The sequence below is a fragment of the Pseudarthrobacter sp. MDT1-22 genome (assembly GCF_054511035.1).
Map to the genome: position 1 here is coordinate 26824 of NZ_JBTNDK010000007.1, position 24087 is coordinate 50910.

The window sequence follows — 24087 nt, forward strand, 5'->3', positions numbered from 1 at the left end:
CGGCCGCTGCTCAACCAAGCTTCAGCCGGTAGTGTTCTTAATGTGTCTGACCTACTTACGAAGTCCTTCCGGTTCGCCGACCCGCGTGATCTCGCCGATCTGCGAACATTCACCACCCGTGCCAAGACGGTCGACGACGGCGCCATCCGGCTTCAGGCCGCAGGTTCCGTTCTCGCGGCCTACGTGTGCATTCTGCGGCCCCGCCTGTTGGGCGAATCCACCCCCACCATCCTGGGCCTGCGCACCATGGCGCTGGCGGAACCTTCCGCGATTGACGTGACGGTACCGCTCTCAGCCGTTCTTGACCGGCTTGCCAGGGCAGGGGAGGACGACGTCGAGCTGCCGGTTCCGCCGTCCACCGTCACCGAATCGTGGACAGGCGTCGGCGCACCGCGCACCGGCTGGGAACTGGTGGGTGCGTTGTCGGATGCTGAACTCCGGCGCGCGGCCGAAGCCGGCATCACCGAAGTGGCGGGCATCATGCCCGCCCAGCCGGGGGCGCTGATCGTCAACAACGCACGCGCCGCTGTGTGGGGCCGGGCCCTTGATGACTCCGGCCTTCCGGCAGGAGCCGCCTTCGCGGCCCTCACCCTGGGATTCCTCGCAGACGCGGACCAGAAGCTGTACCGGGCGGGCCGTTGGTTCCGCCTCAGTGGTCCACGCGGCCACGTCCTGGCACGCACCGGCAGCGGCCTCTAAAACCCGGCCAGCCGCCGTCGTACGCGCCCATACGCTAAGCCCGAAGGCCGCGTCAGGCCTCCGACGGGCTGTTCACCATGGACAGGGCGGCGCGTTCCATGTAGTCCCAGAGCGTTCCCTCGTACAAGGGTGGCAGTTCCAGGGCATCGACAGCGGTCCGCATGTGGAACAGCCAGCGGTCCTTGGCCTCCGGCGTGACCCGGAACGGTATGTGGCGCATCCGCAGGCGCGGGTGGCCGCGTTCCTCGCCGTACGTGGTGGGGCCGCCCCAGTACTGCTCCAGGAACATCAGGAACCGCCGTTTGGCCGGTTCGAGGTCCTCCTCCGGGTACATCGGGCGCAACAGCGGGTCCGTGGCTACGCCGTCGTAAAAGACATCGATCAGCTTGACGAACGTCTCGTGGCCGCCCACGGCGTTGTAGAAGTTGTCCGTGTAGCCGGGCTGGCTGAAGGGATCGTTCTGCATAAGCTGGCGTGGCTGCTGCGGCTCGGCGGGTATGGTCATGTCTCTATTCTCCGGCCTTTTGCTCGGTCTTTTTCGCCTCGGTGGCGGGCGCACTCAGGGCAGTGTCCGGCCCGGCGGCCGGCAAGTCCGGCACTGGCACGTAGTTGCCCTGCGAACGGTTGCCGACGCGAAGGATCTCGCCATTGCGGAGGTACCAGATGGCGCCGTCCTCCGAGCGGACCCGGGTGATGCGCAGCCCCATTGACTCGACCACACCCACTACTTCGCTGGTTTCGATGACGTCGCCGATCCCGTACTGGTCTTCGATGGTGATGAAGATCCCGGCGAGGAAGTCACGGATCAGCTGCTGCGCGCCAAAACCGATGGCGATACCCAGGATTCCCACGCTGGTCAGCAGCGGGGCGATGTTGATGTCCAGGTTCTGCAGCACGTACATGGTGGTGATCACGGCCACCAGAACTCCGACGATGCTGTTGAGCAGGGAACCGATGGTTTCCGCCCGCTGCACGCGGCGCTCGTGATCCAGGGCCCGCAGGGCGGGTGCAACCCACTTGAAGTGCGGTTTCTTGAAGAAATTGGTACCCGACGCCACTCGCTTGCTGATCCGGGAAATTACGAAGGTGGCCACCAGCCATATCGCGATTCCGACGCCAAGGCTGATCACAATGCCCGTAATGCTGACGCCGCTTGGCTGCGAGGTGAGGGGCGGGGGTGTAAGCGACATCGTGCTGAACATAGAGGTAAAACTCCTTGGGGGGTCACCGGCGGCGGCCGGGGGGATGACGTCGGCCCATGCACAGGTTCGCCCGCGGCATAAGGCTCTGTTCTCCTTCAACCCTAGCGCCGTAGCGTGGCCCCATGCGCATCCTCATTCTGGGCGGAACCGCCTTTCTCTCGTCTGAAATCGCCAGGCAGTCCGTTTCCGCAGGTCACACAGTCGCGTGCCTGGCCCGCGGATCCGCGACGGAACCGCCAGCCGGCGTCCAGTGGGTAAGAGCGGACCGTTCACTCGGCGTGAACAGCTATGCACAGGTGGCAAGGGACTGGGACGCGGTGATTGACGTGGCTCGCGATCCTGTCCCTGCCAAGGAGGCGCTGACCGCACTGGCCCACCGGACCGCCCACTGGACGTTTGTGTCCAGCTGCTCCGTCTACGCAGACCATTCGACGCCGGGAGCGGCTGAGGACGCTGACCTGCTGGCACCGCTGCCAGCAGGCACGGAATCCACTCCGGATACATATGGTGAATCCAAGTCAGCGATTGAACAGGCCACCCTGGAGGCCGCGGGGGACAGGGCGCACCTCTGCCGCGCCGGCCTGATTAGCGGCCCCGGTGACGGGACGGACCGGTACGGCTACTGGCCTGCGAGGTTCGCCAGGGACGACGGCCCGGCCGTGGTCCCGGATATCGACGCCCACGCCACGCAGGTCATTGATGTGCGGGACCTGGCGGCTTGGGTCCTCGATGCTGCCCGGCGTGGGGTGACGGGGCCGCTGAACGCCGTGGGGGACCAGGTGCCCTTTGGCAACTACATCGAGGCGGCCAAAACAGTGGCCGAATACCGGGGCGAAGTCCTCAAGGCCCCGGAGGATTGGCTGGTGGAGCACGGGATCGACTACTGGGCCGGACCGGATTCCCTCCCGCTGTGGCTGCCGCCCGGCCACGAGGGGTTCTGCAGCCGCGGCAACCACGCCGCCAGGGCCGCCGGGCTGGCCATAAGACCCTGGCAGGAAACACTGGCGGACACACTGGAGGACGAACGACGCCGCGGCCTGGACCGCCCCCGCAAGGCAGGGCTCACGCCCGCCACCGAAGCACGGCTGGCAGAGGAGCTTGTTCGAAGCCGCTGAGTCCGGCCGGACGCGAACTGGGTAGCACCCCACCCATGTAGGTCGCACTAACTGTCGTTATGACTTCCCATAACGACAGTTAGTGCGACCCAGTTGGGTCTCAGGCCACCAGGGTCACGGGCGAATGATCCACGGGGAAGTTGACGCTGCGGGCGATGAAACAGACCGCGTTGGCTTCGCGGTGAAGCTGTTCAGCCAGATCCACATGGGCCGCGTCCGCCACGGTCACCCTCGGGTTCAGCGTGACGGACTCGAACTGTCCGCTGCCGTCGCGGTTCAGCCGCATCACACCGGTGGCGTCGTCCTGATAGTCGGTCACCACCACCCCGTGCTTCACGGCCACATGCAGGAACGACAGCATGTGGCACTGCGCCAACGCCGCCAGGAGCAGCTGCTCCGGGTTGTAGCGGTCACGGTCCCCATGGAACGTCGGATCGGCGGAACCGGGCAGGACCGGCAGCCCGGGGATCCGGATGTCGTGGTCCCGTGAGTAGCCCCGGTACGACGACGTGCCGTTACCCAGGTTGCCGGTCCACTGCACCGTCAGGGAATAGTGGTGCTCGCCCAGGCCCACGGCGCCGGCCTAGGCTTCGCCCGGCAGCACGTCGGCCGCGCGTGCCCGCAACGCCCGGGCCACGCCGTCCCGGTTTTCCAGCATCATGCGGCGCAGGGCGCTGCTGTCGGCCGGAAGCCCGGCGAGGAAAGCATCCGTCCGGTCCACCGTTGCCTGCGTGGTCAGCAGTGCCGGATAAAGCCCGACGACGATCTGCTGGGCGAGTGCGTGTGTGCGGTTTGCCACGATCCCGGGAACAGCCTCGAAGTACTTTTCCGCATACGGCTCGAGCAGCGAACGGTCCAGCACCCGCATGAAGCCTGTGACGGCTGAACCCTGGAGCGCATTGGAGAGTTCTCCCGTGACCACGATCGAGTCCCACGCTGCGGCCTTGGCTTCGGCGGTGGGGATGGCGGCCGTGGCCAGCGCCGCGGCGTTCTGTCCGCTGGCGGTGTTGTCGCGCTCCAGTTCGGCGTCGATCTGTGCCTGGCCCCGCCGGCCACCGGCCACCAGGGACGCCAGCAGCTCCCAGCGCAGGTCCTGGTCGACGGCCAGCCCCTCCAGGGTGGCGGTGCCGTCCAGGAGCCCGGCGACGGTGTCCAGTTGGCCTGAGCTGCCGGCCAGCAGGGCAAACGACTTCACAAACTGCAGCTGGGCGTCGGACCCGCCAAGCGCTGCGCTGGCAAGGTCCCACAGCGTGTCTACGGCGGCGACCGTGGTGGCCTCGCGGTGCTCCTCGGCCACATAGAAGTTCAGCGTGGTGGCCAGCTGGCGCAGCTGGACCAGGATCACCGAAGAATCCGATTCCGCGGCCACGTTGGCCAGGATCAGCTCCACATACCGGCGCGCCGGGGACTCGCCGTCGCGGGCAGCGTCCCAGGCGGAGTTCCACACCAGGGTGCGCGGCAGGCTCTCGCTGAAGTCCTTCAGGTGCGCCGTTGCCGTGGCGAGGGACTTCTCGTCCAGCCGGACCTTGGCGTAGGCGAGGTCGTCGTCGTTGACCAGGATCAGGTCAGGCTGCGCCAGGCCCGCCAGTTCCGGGACCTCGGTGCGCTCGCCGTCGACGTCGAGCTCCTCGCGGTGCACGCGCTCCAGCTTGCCCGAGCTGTTCAGGTTGTAGAACCCGACGGCGAGCCGGTGCGGACGGATGGTGGGCCACTCCTCGACGGCTGACTGCACGATGGTGAAGGACGTCAGCGTCCCGGAGCCGTCCACGGAGAGCTCCGGCTTGAGCGTATTGACGCCGGCGGTCTCCAGCCAGAGGCGGCCCCACTGGTCCAGGTCGCGGCCGCTGGCCTTCTCCAGCTCCACCATGAGGTCGCTCAGCTCGGTGTTCTGCCAGGCGTGCTTCGCGAAATACTCCCGGACCCCGGCCATAAACTGCTCTGGCCCCACCCAGGCCACCAGCTGGCGCAGGACCGAGGCGCCCTTGGCGTAGGTGATGCCGTCGAAGTTGACCTCCACGTCCTGCAGGTCGCTGATGTCGGCGAAGATCGGGTGCGTCGTGGGCAGCTGGTCCTGGCGGTAGGCCCAGGACTTCTCCACCGAGGCGAAAGTGGTCCACGCGCTCGTGAAGGACGTGTTTTCCACGGCCGCGAGGTGGGACATGTATTCGGCGAAGGATTCGTTGAGCCAGAGGTCGTTCCACCAGCGCATGGTCACCAGGTCGCCGAACCACATGTGGGCGAGTTCGTGCAACACGGTGATGGCCCGGCGCTCGATCTGGGCCCCGGTCACCTTGCTCCGGAAAACGTAGCCTTCCAGGATGGTCACCGCGCCGGCATTCTCCATGGCGCCCGCGTTGAACTCAGGCACAAAGAGCTGGTCGTACTTCTCGAACGGGTACGGGAAGCCGAACTGCGCCTCGAAGAATTCGAAGCCCTGACGGGTCAGCTCGAAGATGTTGTCCGCGTCGAGATATTGCATCAGGGACTTCCGGGCAAAAACTCCCAGCGGGATCAGCCGGCCGTCGGAACTGGCCACTTCGCTGCGGACTGACTGGTACGGGCCGGCGATCAGGGCGGTGACGTAGGAGGACAGCCGCGGTGTGGGGGCGAACGTCCAGACGGAGCGGGCGCCGCCGTCGTCCCCTGGTGTGGCTTCCACCGGGGCAGGGGTGGGGGAGTTGGAGATGACATCCCAGTGCGACGGCGCGGTGACCGTGAATCTGAAGGTGCCCTTGAGGTCGGGCTGCTCAAACACCGCGAACATCCGGCGCGAATCGGGAACCTCGAACTGGGTGTACAGGTATACCTCGTGGTCCACCGGATCCACAAAGCGGTGCAGGCCTTCGCCGGTGTTCATGTACGGCGCGTCGGCCACCACCGTGAGCTCGTTGGCCGCCGCCAGGTCCGGCAACTGGATCCGGATACCGTCGGACACTGCCGCAGGGTCCAGGGCGTGCCCGTTGAGCGTGACGCTGTGCACGGCATGCGTTACGGCGTCGATGAAAGTGGTGGAACCCGGCACTGCCGTGAACTTCACCGTGGTGGTGGTCCCGAAGACCTTCCCGCCCCTGGTCAGGTCGAGGATGACATCGTAGGAGTCAACGTTGATGAGTGCGGCACGCTCGCGGGCTTCGGCGCGAGTCAGGTTCATACCTGGCAAGTGGGGCCTCCAGAAGGGGTTGCGGTTGCCGGCGGGCGGTGGCCTGCACCGGCACAGTGAAGTCATTCTGTCACGGCCTCCGGCGGGAGTAGCGTTAATGCATGGGAAAGTTCCGGGATTCGGTGGACACCAAGGCACTGCGCTTCGCCGTCGGCTTTCCCGTGGTCCTGGCGGCGGCTTTTGTGTTCTGCGCCTTCTTGCTGCGTCCCGATCTTCCTGACCCCGTAGCCATCAGCTGGACGGCCGACGGCGGCGCCTCCTTTGCCCCGTTCGGCGCCTATGCGGGCGGCGGCGCGCTGCTTATCATCGCCTCAGGCTGGCTGGTCATGTTCCAGGCGGCACCGCTGTCCCGGCCCGCTGTGATGCGCCGGATCATGATGGGGACGGGACTGTTCCTGAGCCTGTTCATCACCAGCGTCCTGGCGGCCGGGCTGGTGGGGCAGGCCGGCCTCGCGGACGCCCGGGAGTCCCGGGTGGATCTCACGGTTCTCGCATTGGGCAGCGGGGCGGCGTTGTCGCTGGGTGTCATCATGGGCTTCGTGTTCAAGGCCGACCGGCAGTGGTCGCTTGACGATGACCGGGCCCTGGAGCTGGCCCTCGCCCGCGAGCTTGACCCGGAGCTTGCGGGGGACACGTTCCGGATGTGGGTGCACGCCCGCAGCTCGGTCTTTGTGATGATCGCGGTGGCAAGCCTGTTCCCGGCCGCGCTGATCGCTGTGGCGCTTCCCTGGCTCGGGGCCCTGGTGGCTGCCCTCGCTGTGGTGGCCGCTGCTTTCCTCTGCGCCCGTGTCAAGGCCGATCGCCGCGGCCTGCGTGTCCTGGTGGCCGGAGTGCTGCCGGTCATGGATGTGCCGGCGGCCGCGATCTCCACCGCAAGTGCCGCGGACGTCCGCGCCGCCGACTACGGCGGGTGGGGCTACCGCAACCACAGCGGCACCGCCGCGATGCTGGTCAGCAGCGGCCCCGCCGTCGTCGTTCATCAAACAGATGGGCGCAACCTTGCGGTCAGCGGCGGCAGCCCGGCATCCGCGGCCCGGCTGGCGGAAGTCCTGACCCGGGTGGCTGCCAGGGCGCACGGGGGCACTTCCGGCGAACGCGCGCCGGAGTCCGAGTCCTAGTAACCTTGTCCCTGATGATCTGACCCTGGCCTGAACCAGCACTGCTGGCCCCGGCGCCGAAACGAACGGATACTGCTGTGACTTCTTCCCCTGCCTTCCCGCGGGTACACATCGCCACCGACCACGCCGGCATGGAACTCAGCGCCCACCTGGTCAGCCACCTCACGGCCAAGGGCTACGACGTGGTGGACCACGGCCCCAAGGAATACGACGCCCTGGACGACTACCCGTCCTTCTGCATCAACGCAGCGCTCGCCGTCGTCGCTGACCAGCAGGCAGGAATCCACGCCCTGGGTATCGTCCTGGGCGGTTCGGGCAACGGTGAGCAGATCGCCGCCAACAAGGTCAAGGGGGTCCGCGCAGCCCTCGCCTGGAACCACTCCACCGCAACTTTGGCACGCGAACACAACGACGCCAACGTGGTGGCCGTTGGCGGCCGCCAGCACACTGTCGGGGAAGCAACCGAACTGATCGAGGCGTTCCTGGCTGAGCCCTTCAGCAACGACGAAAGGCACGTCCGCCGCATCGGCAAGATCGCGGCTTACGAAACCACCGGCGAGGTCATCGAATAGTGCCCGAAGGGCATTCAGTCCGCCGCCTGGCGCAACAGTTCGGGGACGTCTTTACCGGGGAATCGCTATCCGTGAGCAGCCCGCAGGGCCGGTTCGTTGCCGGCGCAGCCCTGCTGGACGGCCAGGTCCTGACGGATTCGCGCGCCCACGGCAAGCATCTCTTCCTGCATTTTGACCACGCCGTGGTGCTGCACGTCCACCTGGGGCTCTACGGGGCCTGGGACTTCGGCGGCGACGCGACCTTCAGCGGGGCCTCCAGCATCGGTGCCCCGCGGAAGATCGGGGAGCGCGAGGTTTTCGAGGACCCCGAAACTACCGACGACGCCGGGATGGTTGAGTACGCGGGACCTCCCGAGCCCCGCGGCGCCGTGCGTGTCCGGCTGGTCAGCAAGCATGGCTGGGCGGACCTCCGCGGTGCCACCACATGCGCGGCCATCACCGATGCAGAAGCCCGGGCCGTCCTGGCCCGGCTGGGGCCGGATCCGCTGCACAACCATCACGCGGACAGGACCCGCTTTGTGACGGGCCTTTTGTTCCGCAAGACGTCCATCGCAGCGCTGCTGATGGACCAGAAGGTGATTGCCGGCGTCGGGAATGTCTACCGGGCCGAAGTGCTGTTCCGGCAGCGGCTGGATCCATGGCTGCCGGGTACTGGACTCTCCAGCAGCGCCGCCGGTCTGTTGTGGGACGACACAGCCGCAGTAATGGCCGACGGCGTCCGCGACGGGCGGATCATCACCACACCGCCGGTGTATTGGGAGCCGGATAACCGGGAACCGGGGGCGCTCCTGCCCACGGGCAGCGACGCCCACTTTGTGTACAAGCGCGAAGGGCAGCCCTGCCGGGTCTGCGCCGTGCCGGTGGCCATCACCGAAATGGTGGGCCGCAAGCTCTACTGGTGCCCCGGCTGCCAGCAGTAGCCAACCCCAGCCGGCCAAACAAAAAAGCAGGGCCCCTCAGCTGAGGGGCCCTGCTTATGTGGAGGGGACGACGGGAATCGAACCCGCGTAATCAGTTTGGAAGACTGAGGCTTTACCATTAAGCTACGTCCCCGGAAAAATACAGCTCAGCTGTTGCGTCTGGCTGCTCTGCGTTTCTTCGGGCTGGCTGTTGAAGCCGGATACAACTAAACCTAATTCATGCCCCACGTGTCAAATGTGCAAAGAACGCCCGGATGACCGTAGACTTGCCTGTGCACTTACGGGGTGTAGCTCAGCTTGGCTAGAGCACCTGCTTTGGGAGCAGGAAGTCGCAGGTTCAAATCCTGTCACCCCGACTCTGCGGCTCGGGCCGTGCAAGCGGCCCGGGCAGAAAAATGCGTTTGCAGAAACCCATCCCACAAACCCAGGAGTACTTAGACCGTGAAGAGCGCTGTCGAGAACCTCACCCCCACGCGGGTCAAGCTCAATGTTGAGGTCCCTTTTGAGGAATTGAAGCCCAGCATCGACGAGGCATACAAGACTGTTGCTTCGCAGATCCAGGTCCCTGGCTTCCGTAAGGGCAAGGTCCCGTCCAAGCTGATTGATCAGCGCGTTGGCCGCGGCTACGTCCTGGAGACGGCCATCAATGAAGGCCTCAACGGCTGGTACCAGGCTGCAGTCCAGGAATCCGGCATCCGCCCCCTGAGCCGTCCCGAGGTTGAAATCACCGAAGTTCCGGACCCCACTTCCACGGACGGGGAACTGAAGTTCCACGCCGAGGTTGATATCCGTCCGGAGATCGAACTCCCGGACTACGCCGGCATCAAGGTCGAGGTAGCCGCAGCGGAGTCCTCCGACGAAGACGTTGACAAGGCCCTGGATGAACTGCGCGGCCGCTTCGGCACGCTGAAGTCCGTGGACCGCCCGGCCGCCGATGGCGACTTCCTGACCATCGACATCACCGCCACCATTGACGGCGCCGACGTTGATTCCGCGTCCGGCCTGTCCTACCAGGTGGGCACCGAAACCATGCTCGAGGGCCTGGACGAGGCCGTGACCGGCCTCAGCGTTGACGAGGACGCCATCTTCGAAACCACCCTGGTGGGCGGTGACCACGCCGGTGAGTCCGCCCAGGTGAAGGTTGTTGTCAAGGCCGTCAAGGAGCGCGAGCTTCCCGAGGCCGACGACGACTTCGCCGAGTTGGCCTCCGAGTTCGACACCCTTGCCGAACTCCGCGAGGACCTGGCCAAGCAGGCCGCCGACTCCAAGGTTGTTGAGCAGGGCGTAGAGGCCCGGGACAAGGTCCTGGACAAGCTCGTTGAGCTCATTGCGGTTCCGGTTCCGGACTCTGTGGTCGACGAGCAGGTCGACGCGCACTTCAAGGAGGGCAACGGCCACGGTGAAGGCGAACACGACACCGAGGAGCACCGCGAAGAGGTCAAGGCCAACACCGCCCGCGCCTTCCAGAACGAAGTCATCCTTGACGCCATTGCCGAAAAGGAAGAAGTCAACGTCAGCCAGGCTGAGCTGATCGACTACATCGTCAGCGCCGCCAGCCAGTACGGCATGGACCCGAACCAGTTCGCCCAGATCATCGATCAGAGCGGCCAGGTTCCCATGATGGTTTCTGAGGTCCGCCGCCGGAAGGCACTGGCCGTTGTCCTGGGCCAGGCCACCGTGACCGACACCGAGGGCAAGACCGTTGACCTCAGCGACTTCGTCCGCCCCGGCGGCGAAGAAGAGGCTCCCGCCGCTGAGGCTGCTGAAGACACCAACGCCGAGACCGAGGCCACCCCGAGTGACGACCCGGCAGCCGTGAAGTTCTAGCACGCCCCTGGCAGTGCGACTGAAGGCAGCCCCCGGACCTATTGGTCCGGGGGCTGCCTTGGTTAACGGGCTCTCGCAGGGATCGTGCGCCGTCAGCGAACAGCGCGATTCCCGCGAACAAATCGGCCACCAAACCGGTTAGTGTCCAAGTAGTGAAGTTCAGTGATGTCACCGTCACCAGCGAGAGGTAAGTACACATGTCACAGCACGCAGAGGCCCCCCGGATGGCGACTGTAGATCCGGCCAGCCAGGACAACTACATCTACAACCGCCTCCTGAAGGAGCGCATCATCTGGCTGGGCTCCGAGGTGCGTGACGACAACGCCAACGCCATCTGCTCGCAGCTGCTGCTCCTGTCCGCCGAGAACCCGGAAAAGGACATCTACCTCTACATCAACTCTCCCGGCGGCTCCGTGACCGCGGGCATGGCCATCTATGACACCATGCAGTTCATCCCGAACGACGTCGTCACCGTCGCCACCGGCCTGGCAGCCTCCATGGGCCAGTTCCTGCTCTCCTCAGGCACCAAGGGCAAGCGCTACGCCACCCCCAACGCCCGGGTCCTGATGCACCAGCCCTCCGGCGGCATCGGCGGCACGGCCTCGGACATTAAGATCCAGGCCGAACTGATCCTGCACATGAAGAAGGTCATGGCCGAACTGACCGCGGACCAGACCGGCCAGTCCGTGGATACCATCCTCAAGGACAACGACCGTGACAAGTGGTTCACCGCGCCTGAAGCCCTCGAATACGGCTTCTTCGACAAGATCGCGGCCCACGCCGGTTCCGTCTCAGGCGGCGGCGGAACCGCCAACGCTACCTCCGGCGAGTCAGCCTCCGAGAAGTAACCCGGCACTTAGAACACTTAGATCAGGAGCAACAAAATGACTTACAACTTCGGATCGACTGCCGGTAATCTTCCGACCAGCCGCTACGTCCTTCCCCAGTTCGAAGAGCGCACGCCTTACGGCTTCAAGCGCCAGGACCCCTACACGAAGCTGTTCGAGGACCGCATCATCTTCCTCGGCGTCCAGATCGATGACGCCTCCGCTGATGACGTCATGGCCCAGCTGCTGGTGCTCGAGTCCACCGACCCGGACCGCGACATCACTCTCTACATCAACTCCCCGGGCGGTTCCTTCACGGCCATGACCGCGATCTACGACACCATGACGTACATCCGGCCGGAGATCCAGACCGTCTGCCTCGGCCAGGCCGCCAGCGCCGCCGCCGTGATCCTCGCAGCCGGCACCCCGGGCAAGCGCCTGGCCCTGCCCAACGCCCGTGTCCTGATCCACCAGCCGGCCCTCTCCGGCGGCCAAGGTGGACAGGCCTCGGACCTGGAGATCCAGGCCGCGGAAGTTATGCGCATGCGCGCTTGGCTTGAGGACACGCTGGCGCACCACTCGGGCCGCACCCCGGAGCAGGTCAACAACGACATTGAGCGTGACAAGATCCTGACCGCCGCCGAGGCCCTGGATTATGGCCTCATTGACCAGGTGCTTGATTCCCGCAAGATGAAGCCGCAGGCAATCACCAGGTAGCCAGCCTCTTCGACGGCCGGTGCGGTCCAGTAATTTGGGCCGCACCGGCCTTCGCTTTCCACCCTTGGACGCAATTGTGACCTAGAGTGGAAGATGTCACGGCCGGTCCTCCCAGGCCCGCCACGATTCCAGCAACGGTGCACAGCTGCCTGGCAGCAAGATACTAAAGGGGTTCACATATGGCTCGGATTGGCGAGAGCACGGATCTGCTGAAGTGTTCTTTCTGCGGAAAGAGCCAGAAGCAGGTGCGCAAGCTCATTGCCGGGCCCGGTGTCTACATCTGCGACGAATGCATTGAGCTCTGCAACGAGATCATTGAAGAAGAGCTCGCGGAAGTCGCCGATCTGGGAAGCTTCGAGCTGCCAAAGCCCCGCGAGATCTTCGACTTCCTGCAGGAATACGTCATCGGCCAGGAACCTGCCAAGCGTTCCCTCGCCGTCGCCGTCTACAACCACTACAAGCGGATCCAGGCCGGCCACGCCCCCAAGAGCGGCAGCCTCGCTGAGGGCGGCCACCACGACGACGTCGAAATTGCCAAGTCCAACATCCTCCTGATCGGCCCCACAGGCTGCGGCAAAACCTACCTTGCCCAGACCCTGGCGCGGCGGTTGAATGTTCCGTTTGCTGTTGCCGACGCCACGGCACTCACCGAAGCCGGCTATGTGGGTGAGGACGTGGAGAACATCCTCCTCAAGCTCATCCAGTCGGCCGATTACGACGTCAAAAAGGCCGAACAGGGCATCATCTACATTGACGAAATCGACAAGATTTCGCGCAAAAGCGAGAACCCCTCCATCACACGGGACGTCTCCGGCGAGGGCGTGCAGCAGGCCCTCCTGAAGATCCTCGAAGGAACCGTGGCCTCCGTTCCGCCCCAGGGCGGACGCAAGCACCCCCACCAGGAATTCATCCAGATCGACACCACCAACGTGCTGTTTATCGTGGCGGGCGCCTTTGCCGGGCTGGAAGAGATCATTGGTTCGCGTTCCGGACGCAAGGGCATCGGCTTCGGCGCCCCCCTCAACGACGCCAGCAATAAGGTGGACTCCTACGGCGAAGTGATGCCCGAGGACCTCCTGAAATTCGGTCTCATCCCGGAATTTATCGGCCGCCTGCCCGTGATCACCACAGTCTCCAGCCTGGACCGCGACGCCCTCATCCAGATCCTCTCCACGCCGAAGAACGCGCTGGTCAAGCAGTACCAGAAGATGTTCCAGATCGACGGCGTGGAACTCGTTTTTGATGACGACGCCCTCAACGCCATCGCCGACCAGGCCCTTGAGCGTGGCACCGGTGCCCGCGGCCTGCGCGCCATCATGGAAGAAGTGCTGCTCCCGGTCATGTTCGACCTCCCCAGCCGCGAAGACGTGGCCAGCGTGGTCATCACCGCTGACGTTGTCCTCAGCAAGGCCGAGCCCACCCTCATTCCGCACGTGACCAAGCGACGCAAGTCCGCCTGACACGTCCACCACCCCGCCCGACACTTCCGCCTTCCCTCCCGCACGCCCAGGAACAGAGGACTCATGCATGACTGAAACAACCATCAACCAGGCCGATTTCTGGTTTGATCCGCTGTGCCCGTTCGCCTGGATCACGTCACGCTGGATCGGCGAGGTCGAGGCTGTCCGCGACATCAAAACGGTCTGGCATGTGATGAGCCTGTCTGTCCTGAACGAGGGCCGGGACCTGGAACCCGCGTACCGCGAGGCCATGGACAAGGCGTGGGGTCCGGTCCGGGTCGTCATCGCGGCCCAGGAGCAGCACGGCGACCACGTGGTGAAGCCGCTCTACGACGCCATGGGCATACTGATTCATCAGGGCGGGGAGAAGGACTTCGGCGTTGTCATCAGCAAGGCACTGGCTGAGTGCGGACTCCCGGCCAGTCTGTCAGACGTTGCCACCACGGACGCCTTTGACACCCAGCTGCGGGCCAGCCATGAGGAGGGCATCTCGCTGGTGGGGCACGACGTCGGCACGCCGGTTGTTGCCTTCAACGGAGCCGCTTTCTTTGGCCCCGTGCTGACCCGCATCCCGCGCGGCGAGCAGGCGGGCCTGCTGTGGGATGCCACCGTCACACTGGCCTCGTACCCGCACTTCTTCGAGATTAAGCGCAGTCGCAGCGAACGTCCCGAATTCAACTGACGCAGACAGCAAAGAGCCCCGGACGAACTACTCTGATGTAGTTCTTCCGGGGCTCTTGCGCATCCCAACCGTCGGGACAACAATGGATCTTACCCACTTCGAAAGAAGCGGGACGCAGGAACCAAAGATTCAGTGATATGTATCCGACGCAGCCATCGGCAAAGTCAGATACAAGCTACCAGTGACGAGGTAGGAAGACCTGAAGATCCAAGGATCCTGCCAGACCATCAAAGACGTCACCAGGATGGCCGAAAAGTCGAAGCCCCACCAACGGCAAAACGCTGATGGGGCTTCCCCTTTGCCCAAAAACAGGTCAGGCCTTGGGCTGTTCCTCCGGAGCGGCCAGCACGACATCGCTGACGGTCAGTTCGCCGTCGCCTGCCACCAGGGTCAGTTCGCGGGCGTTCGAGGCTGCCTTCAGGTCGCCAAGTCCGGCCTTCAGCTGCGTGGTCAGGAATTCCGACGCCGTGATGGTGGCGGAGAGGACCTCGGTGCGCTGCTTGACCTTGGCCTCGGACTTGGCCTTGCGGACACCGCTCAGGGCCGTGCCAACGGTGGCAAGCAGGGTGGTGTCGCCGTCCACGTCCACTGCGGTGGGCCACTGTGCACGGTGTACGGATTCGTTGCGCCACCAGCCCCAGACCTCTTCGGTGGCGAAGGGCAGGAACGGGGCGAACAGGCGCAGCAGCGTGTCCAGGCTGGTGGCGAGAGCTGCCAGCACGGAGGCCTGCTCAGCGTCGCCGGCGGCACCGTAGGCGCGGTCCTTGATGAGCTCCACGTAATCGTCCGTGAACTGCCAGAAGAAGCTCTCGGTGATCTGCAGGGCCCGGGCGTAATCGTAGTTCTCGAACGCCTTGGTGGACTGGCGCACCACATCGGCCAGCTGGGCCAGCACCGCGCGGTCCAACGGGTTGGTCAGCACCGAGAGATCGGTGGAGACCACGGAATTCTCCGTCGCCCCCAGGTTCAGGACGAACTTTGAGGCGTTCAGCAGCTTGATGGCAAGGCGGCGGCCGATCTTCATCTGCGCGATCTCGTACGCCGTATCCGCGCCGAGCTTGGCGGACGTGGCCCAGTAGCGGACGGCGTCGGAGCCGAATTCGTCCAGCACATCGGTGGGAACCACCACGTTGCCCTTGGACTTGGACATCTTCTTCCGGTCCGGGTCCAGGATCCAGCCGGAGATGGCGGCATGCTTCCACGGCGCGGCGTGCTGCAGCGCATCAGCCTGGACTACCGAGGAGAACAGCCAGGTGCGGATGATGTCGTGGCCCTGGGGGCGCAGGTCAAACGGGAAGACCTTGGCGAAGAGGTCTTCGTCCCGGCTCCAGCCGCCCACAATCTGCGGCGTCAGGGAAGACGTGGCCCACGTATCCAGGATGTCGGCGTCGCCGGCGAAGCCACCAGGAACGCCGCGCTGGGCTTCGTCGTAACCGGGTGCGGCATCGGCCGCGGGGTCAACCGGCAGCTGCTCGTCCAGGGGCACGATCGGGGCGTCGTACCGCGGGTTGCCCTCGGCGTCCAGCGGGTACCAGACGGGAATGGGCACACCGAAGAAGCGCTGGCGGGACACGAGCCAGTCGCCGTTCAGCCCGGAGATCCAGTTCTCGAAGCGGGACCGCATAAAGGCCGGGTGGAAGTCGATCTCGTGGCCGCGCGCGATCAGGCGGGCGCGGCGCTCTTCGTCGCGGCCGCCGTTGCGGTAGTACCACTGGCGTGAGGTGACAACCTCGAGGGGCTTGTCGCCCTTTTCGTAGAAGTTCACAGGGTGCATGATCTTCTTCGGTTCGCCGTCGATCAGATCTTCGGCGGCCAGGAGCTCCACCACTGTTTCCTTGGCGCTGAAGACGGTCTTGCCGGCAATGTCTTCGTAGGCGGTGCGCCCTGCATCGGTGGTGATCCAGTCCGGGGTTTCGCCGACGATGCGGCCGTCCCGGCCAACGATGGCACGGGTGGGCAGCTGGAGTTCCCGCCACCAGGTGACGTCGGTGAGGTCACCGAACGTGCACACCATGGCGATGCCGGAGCCCTTGTCCGCCTTGGCCAGCGCGTGGGCCTTGACCTCAACCTCAACACCGAAGACCGGGGACGTGACCATCTTGCCGAACAGCGGCTGGTACCGCTCGTCGTCGGGGTTTGCAACGAGGGCGGCGCAGGCTGCCAGCAGTTCGGGACGGGTGGTCTCGACATAGATCTTTTCACCGTCTTCGGTGAAGAACGGGTAGCGGTAGTACGCGCCGGCAACTTCGCGGTCTTCGAGTTCCGCCTGGGCCACGGCCGTGCGGAAGGTGATGTCCCAGAGGGTTGGCGCTTCGGCCATGTACGCGTCGCCGGCTGCCAGGTTGGCCAGGAAGGCGCGCTGGGAGACTTCGCGGGAGGCGTCATCGATGGTCCGGTACGTCAGCTGCCAGTCCACGGAAAGTCCGAGCTGCTGGAACAGGCTTTCGAACACCTTCTCGTCCTCCACGGCAAGTTCTTCACACAGCTCGATGAAGTTCCGGCGCGAGACGACGTCGAAATCGCGCTGGTTCTTGGCGGGCTCCGCCGGAGCCCGGTAGTCGGCGTCGTACGGGATGGACGGATCGCAGCGCACGCCGTAGTAGTTCTGGACGCGGCGCTCGGTGGGCAGGCCGTTGTCATCCCAACCCATCGGGTAGAACACGTTCTTGCCGATCATGCGCTGGTAGCGGGCCAGCACGTCCGTCTGCGTGAAGGAGAACATGTGCCCCACGTGCAGGGAGCCAGATGCGGTGGGTGGGGGAGTGTCGATCGAGTAGACCTGCTCCCGGGTGGTGTCCGGGTTGAACTTGTAGGTCCCTTCGGCAAGCCAGCGCTGCGTGAGGGCAGCTTCGAGCCCCTCAAGGGCGGGCTTGTCCGGAACGTTGATAGGGGCGGTGGAGGGCGTGTCTGTACCCTGAGTGTCTTCAGCCATCTGGCAATTGTTTCATGGCCGGGACTTCATCCGGCGACATCGCTCCAAGCATGCCACCGGCCGGGCCCGTTATGGTGGTGCCATGACTGAAGATTCACTGAACAAGGCAGCAGTAGTAACCGGCGCCAGCACCGGCATCGGCGAGGCAACCGTGCGGGCATTGCGGGCGGAAGGCTGGACGGTATTCGCTGTGGCACGCCGCGCCGAACGGCTGGCCGCGCTGGAAGCTGAAACAGGCGCCGTCGGAATTCCCGCTGACATCACCGAGGACGACGACGTCGCCAGGCTCCTTGCCCGCGTCACCGAAGCCGGCGGCGTGGGGACGCTCATCAACATCGCCGGCGGGGCCCGGGGTGCTGACCTGGTGGGCGAGGCCAACACCGAGGACTGGGAATGGATGTTCCGGGTCAACGTCCTCGGCACCGTGAAGCTCACCCGGGCGTTCCTGCCGATGCTCCGCGCCACCGGCGAAGGAACTGTCCTGAACCTGACGTCGACCGCCGGACTGGTGGCCTACGAGGGCGGCGGCGGCTACAACGCCGCCAAGTTTGCCCAGCACGCACTGACCGGTGCCCTCCGGCTGGAAGAGGCGGAACACAACATCCGAGTCATCGAGGTAGCCCCGGGCCTTGTCCGCACCGAAGAGTTCGCGCTCAACCGCTTTGGTGACCAGGACGCCGCGGAGAAGGTTTACGAGGGCGTGGAGAAGCCCCTGACCGCAGCCGACGTCGCCGACGTGGTGCGCTACGCCGTCAGCGCGCCGCACCATGTCAACCTGGACCAGATCGTGATCCGGCCCGTTGCACAGGCGGCCACCCACAAGCTGATCCGCAAGCGTTAGGGAAGCTGGATCTCCAGGGTGGCGATCACTGCAGCGTGGTCGGTGCCGCGGACCGGGTGGACCGAGTAACCCGAACTTAAAATGTCCGGGCTGGTCACCAAATGGTCCAGAGCCACGCCGGGAAGGCTGTAATCCCGCATCGGCCAGGTGGGGATGAGCCGGCTGCCCAACGCGGTTGCAACATCCACCAGTTTCCGGCCGCCGCCGGCCCCCTCCAGCATCGCGCGGAATTCCCAGTGGTCATATGTCGCGTTGAAATCGCCCGCCAGAAGCGTAGGACCGGCTCCGCTGCTTGCCCGGGCCACAGCTGTAAGGTCACTTCGCCATTGATGAACTGCAATGTCCACGGGCGCGTGCGCGTGCACATTGATGACCGTCAGCCCGGCGCCGGCGCCTGGGTCACTGGTCTCAAGCCGGACAACCGGCATGCTGAACGCTGTGTCAGGGACCATTCCCACCTCCTTGAGCCGGAAAGACGAGTAGACGGCGCTGCCGGCCGCTCCGTTCCGGGGATGGGACACGCGGTGGGGAAGCACGCTGCCCAGGTCCGCCCGCGCCAGCCGCTTCTCCAACTCCGGGCTGTGCTCCTGGACGGTCAGCAGGTCAACATGGTGGTCCCGGACCAGCCGGACGATGGCGGCGCTATCAGCACCCCCGAGCCGGGCATTGAGGTTCATGACTGTCAGCTTCGCCGCGGCTGGAGCATCCGGCCCCCGGACCTGGGGGTACCCTCCCTGCCGGGCCAGGAACACTTCCGGCGGGAACAGCCAGGTAAGCTGTGCGGTCAGCAGGACTGCCGCCGGCAGGATAGCCCAGGCGCGCCGGCTGGGCAGTGTCAGCAACACCGCGGCCGCGGCAAGGAATGCCAGCCACGGCGTAAAGGCCACTACCTGCACCACAAGCGGCGGCCACGGCGCCGGAACGGCGCGGAACCAGGACACCACCACAACAGGGGCCGCAACCAGGCCAGCAGACAACAGCCAGCAGTGGTGTGCACGATGGCCCATCAGGGACCGGAACAAATCGCCCGGGAGACTGTCATGGCACGAGTCTAAAGAGTCGCCGCCCTGGCGTCGCCCGTTGATTGGATCGGCTTTGCGATGAAGCCCAACGTTTACCGTCCAGTCGCACTCCGGCCAGCCCGCTGTGGCCTGACGTTGGCCGCAGGACGGCACTGTAGCAGGCGCAAAACTGCACACCACCAGAGTGGAGATTCCTTCCTATGCGCACCCCGATGAAGCTTGGCGCTGCCGTACTCAGCGCAGCCCTGCTCCTCACGACTTCGGTTCAGGCCCAAGCCGCTGACACGAACCCCAACGGCACGGACAACCATTTTGATCTACAGGCCCACCGCGGCGGACTCGGCCTGACCGTCGAATCCACCCTGGCGTCTTTCGCCAAGGGCCTCGAGACCGGCGTGTCCACCCTGGAACTTGACCTCCAGATCACCAAGGACGGCCGCGAAGTCATCACGCACGACCGCAAGATCAGCAACAAGAAGTGCCTCGATACCGCGCCGGTCACGCCGAACGATCCGCAGTTCCCCTATGTGGGCAAGTACGTCAAGGACTTGACCTTCGAACAGGTCCGAAGCCTGGACTGCGGTTCGCTCACCCAGCCGCAGTTCCCGGGCCAGACGGCGTCTCCCGGCGCCAAGATGCCGACTCTGGCCGAGGTTTTTGAGCTCGCCGACGCCCACCGCGCCAGCCAGGTGAAGTTCAACATTGAAACGAAGGTCGAAGCCGGCGCTCCGGCGGAAACCGCCCCGCGCGAGCAGTTCATCGACGTCGCACTCCGGGAAATCAACGCCGCCCAGATGCAGAGCCGCGTCTCCATCCAGAGCTTCGACTGGGGCTCCCTGCGCCTCGTCCAGCAGCGCGACCCGCAGATCCGCACCGTGGCCCTGACCAACAAGGACTTCCTCCAGGCCGGGCAGCCGGGCAGCTCGCCGTGGCTTGGCGGGATTGACGCCGACGACTTTGGCGGCGACCTCATCGCTGCAGCGTCTTCCCTCGGCTTCGACGCCGTCTCTCCCGTGCACGGCACCCCGCAGAACGGCAAAGTGACCGATCCGGGCTACGTCCCCTACGTCACCGCGGACATGGTGGAACGTGCGCACGCTGCCGGGATGCAGGTCATCCCGTGGACCGTCGATGACCAGCCCACCATGCGGGCGCTGATCGACACCGGCGTTGACGGGATCATCACCGACTACCCGGACCGGCTCCGCGATGTCATGGCTGCTGCCGGGATGAAACTGCCGCGCGGCTTCTAGTACCGGCCCGGGCGCCCAGCCGCCGTCACTGCGTTTCGCTGCCCGGCGGACCGCGCTGTGCTTTCAAGGCAGTGTGCAGTGAAACGCAGTGACTTCTCCGGTAACATCGTCGTATCAGCTTTGACCCGGCCATCACCGGTGAGCTTCCGGAAGAACGCCCCGGCGCAAGGATCAGCACGCGCCAGGGCCGGTAGAACCGGACGGGTAAGCCCGTCACAGCAGTAATGAGCGGCCGGCGCACCAACAAGCTTCCCCCGGAGCATGGTGGAGTGCCGGTAAGTGAGGTGGTACCGCGGTAAGCGTGCAGTCCCAGGACAGCACACGAGCCGTCCTCGCATCCTGAACGGAACCATCCAGCAGCGGCTGAGTGGTTCACCAGCTCAATCCAGGATGTCGAGAATGACGTATTACCCCAAAGCCTCAGCTTCCCCTTCGGCTGCAGTTTCGAGCGGCGCTGCCGCCGGTGTCTCCGCCTCCGTCAAGTTCCCGGAGATCGAAGAGCGCATCCTGAAGTACTGGGACCAGGACGGCACTTTCCAGGCCAGCATCGACCAGCGAAGCGCCGACGCCCCCGGCGGGCAGCCCGGCAGCAACGAATTCGTCTTCTACGACGGCCCTCCCTTCGCAAATGGACTGCCGCACTACGGCCACCTCCTGACCGGGTACGCCAAGGACCTCGTGGGCCGCTACCAGACACAGCGCGGCCGCCGCGTTGAACGCCGCTTCGGCTGGGACACCCACGGACTGCCGGCTGAACTGGAAGCCATGAAGCAGCTGGGCATGACGGACAAGACCCAGATCGAGGCCATGGGCATCGATAAGTTCAACGACGCCTGCCGTGCCTCCGTAATGAAGTACGCCGATGAGTGGAAGAGCTACGTCACCCGCCAGGCCCGCTGGGTGGACTTCGACAACGATTACAAGACGCTCAACGTCGAATACATGGAATCGGTCCTGTGGGCGTTCAAGCAGCTGCACGAAAAAGGCCTGACGTACAACGGCTACCGTGTGCTGCCGTATTGCTGGAAGGACGAGACTCCGCTGTCCAACCATGAGCTCCGCATGGACGACGACGTCTACAAGAACCGCCAGGACCAGACTGTCACGGTGACGTTCCCCATCACGGCAGGGGAGTCGGCGCTGTCGAAGCAGCTCGCCGGCGTCCAGGCGCTCGCCTGGACCACCACGCCCTGGACGCTGCCCACCAACCTGGCGCTCGCCGTCGGGCCTTCCATCACCTACGCCGTTCTCCCCGCCGGACCCAACGGCGTCAAGGCCGCTTCGCCGGACGCGCCCGTCACCGGCAGTTTCCTCCTGGCCGCGGACCTGCTGGCCGCGTACGCCAAGGACCTGGGCTATGAGGATGCGGACTCCGCCGAGGCCGCCGTGACGTCAACCCACACCGGCGCCGACCTGGAGGGCCTGGCCTACCAGCCGCTGTGGAACGACTTCAGCGACGACGAAAAGTACGGGACGCAGAACGCCTGGCGCTTCCTCGTGGCCGACTACGTCACAACAACCGACGGCACCGGCATCGTCCACCAGGCGCCCGCCTACGGTGAAGACGACCAGAAGGTCTGTGAAGAGGCCGGCATCCCGGTGGTCCTGTCCGTGGACGAAGGCGCCAAGTTCCTGCCGCTGTTCAGCCACGGCGACCTGCACGACATCGCCGGGCTTCAGGTCTTCGAGGCCAACAAGCCCATCACCCAGGTGCTGCGGGCCCAGGGCCGCCTGGTCCGCCAGGCCAGCTACGAGCACAGCTACCCGCACTGCTGGCGCTGCCGCAACCCCCTGATCTACCGCGCGGTGTCCTCCTGGTACGTGGAAGTCACCAAGTTCAAGGACCGCATGTCCGAACTGAACCAGGACATCAACTGGATCCCCGGCAACGTCAAGGACGGCCAGTTCGGTAAGTGGCTGGCCAACGCCCGCGACTGGTCCATCAGCCGCAACCGCTACTGGGGCAGCCCCATCCCGGTGTGGCAGTCCAGCGACCCCGAATTCCCGCGCACCGACGTCTACGGCTCGCTCGCCGAGATCGAGGCCGATTTCGGCCGCCTGCCGCTGAACAAGGCCGGCGAGGTTGACCTGCACCGCCCGTTCATCGACGAACTGACCCGCCCCAACCCGGACGATCCCCGGACCCCCGAAGAGGGCCAGTCCGTGATGCGCCGCGTCGAGGACGTCCTGGACGTCTGGTTCGACTCCGGCTCCATGCCCTACGGCCAGGTGCATTACCCGTTCCAGAACGAAGCCTGGTTCGACACGCACAACCCGGCAGACTTTATCGTTGAGTACATCGGGCAGACCCGCGGCTGGTTCTACATGCTGCACATCCTGTCCACGGCGCTGTTCGACCGTCCGGCGTTCCGGAACGTCATCAGCCACGGCATCGTGCTCGGTTCGGACGGGCAGAAGATGTCCAAGAGCCTGCGCAACTACCCGGACGTCTCCGAGGTCCTGGACCGTGACGGCTCCGACGCCATGCGCTGGTTCCTGATGTCCAGCCCCATCCTGCGCGGCGGCAACCTGGTGGTCACCGAACAGGGAATCCGCGACGGCGTCCGCCAGGTCATCCTGCCCCTGTGGAACGTGTACAGCTTCTTCACGCTGTACACGAACGCCGCCAACGGCGGTAAGGGTTACGACGCGAAGCTCCGCTACGACGGGTACGCCGACACCCTGGACCAGTACCTGCTGGCGAACACCGGTGACCTGGTCCGCAACATGACCGCCCAGCTGGACAGCTACGACATCTCCGGCGCGTGCGATGAACTGCGCAGCTACCTGGACATGTTGACGAACTGGTACGTCCGCCGCAGCCGCCAGCGCTTCTTTGACGAGAGCGCTGACGCCTTCGACGCGCTCTACACCGCGCTGGAGACCGTGTCCCGCGTGGCCGCGTCGCTGCTGCCGCTGGTCTCCGAGGAGATCTGGCGCGGCCTCACCGGCGGACGCTCCGTGCACCTGGCCGACTGGCCGGACGCGGACCTGTTCCCGGCCGACGCGTCGCTGGTGGAAGCGATGGACCGCGTGCAGCAGATCTGCTCCACCGGATCCTCGCTGCGGAAGGCCGCAAACCTGCGCGTGCGGCTGCCTCTGCAGGAACTGACCGTTGTGGCACCTGGCGCGGATGCGCTGGGAGGCTTCGCCGCCGTCGTCGCCGATGAACTGAACCTGCGCTCCGTGCGCCTGCTGGACGCCGAGAGCGCCTCCCCGGAGGAGTTCGGCATCGAGCAGAAGCTCGTGGTCAACGCACGCGCCGCGGGCCCGCGCCTGGGCAAGAACGTCCAGCAGGCCATCAAGGGCGCCAAGTCCGGCGACTGGTCGGTTCAAGAAATAAACGGCGTCGCGGGAGTTGTTGTTTCTGGCGGCCTGGAGCTGGAATCCCAGGAGTACACGCTGGAGACCGTGGTGGCAGAGTCCGACGGCGGATCGGCTTCAGTAGCTGTCCTGCCGGGCGGCGGCTTTGTGGTGCTCAACACCGAGGTCACGCCCGAACTTGAGGCCGAAGGGACGGCTAGGGACATGGTCCGCGCCATCCAGCAGGCACGCAAGGACGCTGCACTGAATGTGAGCGACCGGATCCGCACCACCGTCACGGCCGCTCCCGCCGTGCTGGAGGCGCTGCTGGCAAACGCCGAGCTGGTCAAGACCGAAACCCTGACCCTGGAGCTGGCCACAGTTCCGGCTGAGTCAGGCGAACCACGCATTACCGTCGAAAAAGTAGAGGCTTGAGC

The 24087-nt window shown here is 65.3% G+C and carries 19 protein-coding genes and 2 tRNA genes; 14 read left to right on the top strand and 7 right to left on the bottom strand.

The features are described 5' to 3' along the window. The first annotated feature begins 42 nt into the window (after nt 1–42). Nucleotides 43–699: a hypothetical protein gene (locus tag ACX80M_RS07540; RefSeq protein WP_104060850.1), complete on the top strand. Its 657-nt coding sequence runs from the start codon at nt 43–45 to the stop codon at nt 697–699. A 52-nt stretch (nt 700–751) separates the two neighbouring features. Here ACX80M_RS07540 and ACX80M_RS07545 read toward each other — a convergent pair whose 3' ends face one another. Further along, nucleotides 752–1204 carry a globin gene (locus ACX80M_RS07545; protein ID WP_305884324.1) on the bottom strand — a complete coding sequence of 151 codons (453 nt, stop codon included), beginning with the start codon at nt 1202–1204 and terminating at the stop codon, nt 752–754. Between the two features lie 4 nt (nt 1205–1208). Then, on the bottom strand, nt 1209–1901 hold the full coding sequence (locus ACX80M_RS07550; protein ID WP_252599540.1) for a mechanosensitive ion channel family protein: 693 nt from the start codon (nt 1899–1901) through the stop codon (nt 1209–1211). Nucleotides 1902–2023: 122 nt separating this feature from the next. Here ACX80M_RS07550 and ACX80M_RS07555 point away from each other — a divergent pair, with 122 nt between their 5' ends. After that, the gene (locus tag ACX80M_RS07555; RefSeq protein ID WP_252613577.1) at nt 2024–3016 is read left to right on the top strand and encodes an NAD-dependent epimerase/dehydratase family protein; all 993 of its coding nucleotides are present in this window, start codon (nt 2024–2026) and stop codon (nt 3014–3016) included. A gap of 100 nt (nt 3017–3116) precedes the next feature. On the opposite strand, the gene ACX80M_RS07560 is transcribed toward ACX80M_RS07555, so the two are convergent. Continuing rightward, on the bottom strand, nt 3117–3590 hold the full coding sequence (locus ACX80M_RS07560) for an OsmC family protein (protein WP_252599538.1): 474 nt from the start codon (nt 3588–3590) through the stop codon (nt 3117–3119). A 9-nt stretch (nt 3591–3599) separates the two neighbouring features. Beyond that, nucleotides 3600–6167 (bottom strand): aminopeptidase N, encoded by a 2568-nt coding sequence (gene pepN / locus ACX80M_RS07565; protein WP_459309341.1) that lies wholly within the window; start codon nt 6165–6167, stop codon nt 3600–3602. A 110-nt stretch (nt 6168–6277) separates the two neighbouring features. Between pepN and ACX80M_RS07570 the strand changes: the two genes are divergently transcribed. From ACX80M_RS07570 to ACX80M_RS07580, 3 genes are all read left to right on the top strand, one after another. Further along, the gene (locus tag ACX80M_RS07570; RefSeq protein WP_459309342.1) at nt 6278–7294 is read left to right on the top strand and encodes a hypothetical protein; all 1017 of its coding nucleotides are present in this window, start codon (nt 6278–6280) and stop codon (nt 7292–7294) included. A 77-nt stretch (nt 7295–7371) separates the two neighbouring features. Further along, nucleotides 7372–7866, top strand: a complete 495-nt coding sequence (locus ACX80M_RS07575) for a ribose-5-phosphate isomerase (protein ID WP_459309343.1) — start codon at nt 7372–7374, stop codon at nt 7864–7866. Then, on the top strand, nt 7866–8786 hold the full coding sequence (locus ACX80M_RS07580; protein ID WP_252599535.1) for an Fpg/Nei family DNA glycosylase: 921 nt from the start codon (nt 7866–7868) through the stop codon (nt 8784–8786). The genes ACX80M_RS07575 and ACX80M_RS07580 overlap by 1 nt, the downstream gene beginning before the upstream one ends. Before the next feature lie 59 nt (nt 8787–8845). Here the strand turns inward: ACX80M_RS07580 and ACX80M_RS07585 are convergent. Then, nucleotides 8846–8919, bottom strand: a tRNA-Gly gene (locus tag ACX80M_RS07585). A 148-nt stretch (nt 8920–9067) separates the two neighbouring features. Between ACX80M_RS07585 and ACX80M_RS07590 the strand changes: the two genes are divergently transcribed. The 6 genes from ACX80M_RS07590 (at nt 9068) to ACX80M_RS07615 (ending at nt 14299) form a co-directional block, all read left to right on the top strand. Continuing rightward, a tRNA-Pro gene (locus tag ACX80M_RS07590) sits at nt 9068–9142 on the top strand. A gap of 85 nt (nt 9143–9227) precedes the next feature. After that, on the top strand, nt 9228–10613 hold the full coding sequence (gene tig / locus ACX80M_RS07595; protein WP_252613583.1) for a trigger factor: 1386 nt from the start codon (nt 9228–9230) through the stop codon (nt 10611–10613). A gap of 224 nt (nt 10614–10837) precedes the next feature. Beyond that, the gene (locus tag ACX80M_RS07600) at nt 10838–11461 is read left to right on the top strand and encodes an ATP-dependent Clp protease proteolytic subunit (protein WP_248764136.1); all 624 of its coding nucleotides are present in this window, start codon (nt 10838–10840) and stop codon (nt 11459–11461) included. A gap of 36 nt (nt 11462–11497) precedes the next feature. Continuing rightward, nucleotides 11498–12157, top strand: coding sequence for an ATP-dependent Clp protease proteolytic subunit (locus tag ACX80M_RS07605; RefSeq protein ID WP_056340578.1), 660 nt, complete (start codon nt 11498–11500; stop codon nt 12155–12157). Nucleotides 12158–12336: 179 nt separating this feature from the next. Beyond that, nucleotides 12337–13617: an ATP-dependent Clp protease ATP-binding subunit ClpX gene (gene clpX / locus ACX80M_RS07610; protein ID WP_056340575.1), complete on the top strand. Its 1281-nt coding sequence runs from the start codon at nt 12337–12339 to the stop codon at nt 13615–13617. Between the two features lie 67 nt (nt 13618–13684). Then, nucleotides 13685–14299, top strand: a complete 615-nt coding sequence (locus tag ACX80M_RS07615) for a mycothiol-dependent nitroreductase Rv2466c family protein (RefSeq protein ID WP_252609479.1) — start codon at nt 13685–13687, stop codon at nt 14297–14299. A 313-nt stretch (nt 14300–14612) separates the two neighbouring features. Here the strand turns inward: ACX80M_RS07615 and valS are convergent, their stop codons facing one another. Then, nucleotides 14613–17231 (bottom strand): valine--tRNA ligase, encoded by a 2619-nt coding sequence (valS, locus tag ACX80M_RS07620; RefSeq protein WP_252599532.1) that lies wholly within the window; start codon nt 17229–17231, stop codon nt 14613–14615. An 82-nt stretch (nt 17232–17313) separates the two neighbouring features. Here valS and ACX80M_RS07625 point away from each other — a divergent pair, with 82 nt between their 5' ends. Beyond that, nucleotides 17314–18072 (top strand): SDR family oxidoreductase, encoded by a 759-nt coding sequence (locus ACX80M_RS07625; RefSeq protein WP_141140833.1) that lies wholly within the window; start codon nt 17314–17316, stop codon nt 18070–18072. On the opposite strand, the gene ACX80M_RS07630 is transcribed toward ACX80M_RS07625, so the two are convergent. Then, nucleotides 18069–19079 (bottom strand): endonuclease/exonuclease/phosphatase family protein, encoded by a 1011-nt coding sequence (locus ACX80M_RS07630; protein ID WP_252613585.1) that lies wholly within the window; start codon nt 19077–19079, stop codon nt 18069–18071. The genes ACX80M_RS07625 and ACX80M_RS07630 overlap by 4 nt on opposite strands. 215 nt (nt 19080–19294) lie before the next feature. Between ACX80M_RS07630 and ACX80M_RS07635 the strand changes: the two genes are divergently transcribed. Together ACX80M_RS07635 and ileS are read left to right on the top strand one after the other, a co-directional pair. Next, entirely contained in the window at nt 19295–20347 is a 1053-nt protein-coding gene (locus ACX80M_RS07635; protein WP_083510487.1) for a glycerophosphodiester phosphodiesterase, read from the top strand. Nucleotides 20348–20746: 399 nt separating this feature from the next. Next, on the top strand, nt 20747–24085 hold the full coding sequence (ileS, locus tag ACX80M_RS07640) for an isoleucine--tRNA ligase (RefSeq protein ID WP_252613587.1): 3339 nt from the start codon (nt 20747–20749) through the stop codon (nt 24083–24085). Nucleotides 24086–24087: the final 2 nt, after the last annotated feature.